The organism is Acidithiobacillus sp., assembly GCF_027322205.1.
Classification (GTDB): domain Bacteria; phylum Pseudomonadota; class Gammaproteobacteria; order Acidithiobacillales; family Acidithiobacillaceae; genus Acidithiobacillus.
The window spans coordinates 1-1,752 of the sequence record NZ_DAHVHY010000143.1 but is presented as its reverse complement, the minus strand read 5'-3'; the positions used below and the strand labels follow the sequence as shown (position 1 = coordinate 1,752).

General features: G+C 59.5%; 1 protein-coding gene and 1 pseudogene. Both read right to left on the bottom strand.

Features of this window, described 5'->3' with window-relative positions; all coding sequences use genetic code 11:
* Positions 1-1,235 (bottom strand): TolC family protein (locus M7F93_RS11840; RefSeq protein ID WP_298173804.1); only part of this gene is annotated, 1,235 nt, incomplete at its 3' end.
* 209 nt (positions 1,236-1,444) lie between these two features.
* Positions 1,445-1,752, bottom strand: a pseudogene (locus M7F93_RS11835) (quinoprotein amine dehydrogenase, beta chain-like protein); the annotation flags it as partial.

Genomic DNA, 1,752 nt, shown 5'->3' with positions numbered 1-1,752 from the left:
GACGCCTGAGCACTCCGTACGGCGAGTTGGGCGGCCTGGGCCGCGCTGCGTGCGCCGACAATGGTTTGATAGTCCTGAAATACGGTGCTCTCAATCTTCTGGGTTTCCTCGTTCAGGGATGCCTGTGCGCTGCGCGTATTGGCGCGAGCCTCGGCGATCTGATAGCTGTTCTTGAATCCCGTAAAGAGCGGAACACGCAAGGTAAAGCCGATGGACCAGTTTTGCGAAGGGAAAAGTCCATTCTGGAAGCGTTTGCCGCCACTCACTCCGAGACTCAGCGTCGGCATACCCGCCGCCTGATCGGCGCGCACCGTGGCGCGATCGGCGAGGATCTGTGCGGCCGCGGATTGAATGGCGGGATTGTCCATCCGGGCGCGATACACCAGAGCGCGTAGGGCTGGCGTCACCAAGGGTGGCAAAACATGCGTGTCGAGGGGCACTACGGGTATCGTCTCATGGGCCGACAATCCGCAGGATTCCGCCAACGCCCCTTCGTCGCTGTGCACCTGCGCTGCGGCGGAAATCAGATTGGCTCTGGCCTGGGCGAGGGCGGCCTTGGCCTGCAGTACATCGGCAACCGTGGCCAGACCCGAATGCTGCTTGATAGCGGCGGCGTCGAGGCTCGCAACGTCCTCCGCGACGGTTTTCTGATAGGCGCGTACCAGAGCCTGTTCGCCGAGAAGCAGGTAATAATCCTGGGTCACCGACAGGGCCACGCTCTGCAGGGCGCTATTGTTGTCGAAGCCGCTGATGTAGATATCGGCCAGTGCCCCGTCGCGCTGGGCAGCACGGGCGCCAAAATCCAGGAGGACGTAATTGAGGGAGAGATTGGTGCTGTCGCTGTTCAACACCGGTATGGAAAAGCCCGCCGAGGTGTTGGATTCGGATCGCACGGCATTGCTCTGCAGAATCAACGTCGGCAAATAACCTGAATCAGCCACGCCCAGCCCCGCTGCCGCTGCCTGCAGATTTTCAAAAGCCACTCGAGACGCCGGATTATGGGACAGGGCGAAGGCAGTCAGGGCAGCAAGGCCCATGGGGTGCGAAAATTGGACCGAAGGCGTTTGGGGCGCCTGAGGCAGATGCCGCACATGATGGATCCAGGGCGCGCCGACTGCCGCTGCATTCCAGTGGCTGGTCCCCAGTGGATCGCTAAACAGGCCTTGAATAACCCCGGCTTGTGCTGCGGGTATTCCCAGTCCTTCGCTCCCGGCAAAGCCGCTGAGGCACGCCATGAAGCCTATGCATGAAAAAAACGCTCGCAAGATGGTTCGCCGCCTTCTCTGGCTTCGGGGATATACTGTACACATCATTGGGATGAGTTTCCCGAAAATTAGTCGCGATCCGCAAGCAACAATATGTTAAGGGATATGAATCCCCCTGTTTCAGGCCGAGACATCCCGTGATTACGCGCCTTGCGGGCAGCGTGCGCTTTTTAATAGTCTCATTCTTTCTCACTGGCCTGATAGGCATTTACCGGTGCGTTTTTTTGCGCGGAATAGGCCTTGAGATAAGCCATGACCTGCGCGTAGGACGTGACCCCTTTGCTGGCGATCCATTCCTGTTTCATCTGCTCGGGACCGGGGACCTTGAGCAGCGTGGTCGGCGTATAGCTATTGACCTTACCTGGGGTGGGAAGACCCGCGCCGTTTTGGGTCTGATGCTTTTTGTACCAGGCCATCTCATTGGCGATCAGGTAATGCCCGGTGGCCCCCGCCTCGCGGCGCAGCAGGGTGTAGTGATTGCAGGTGC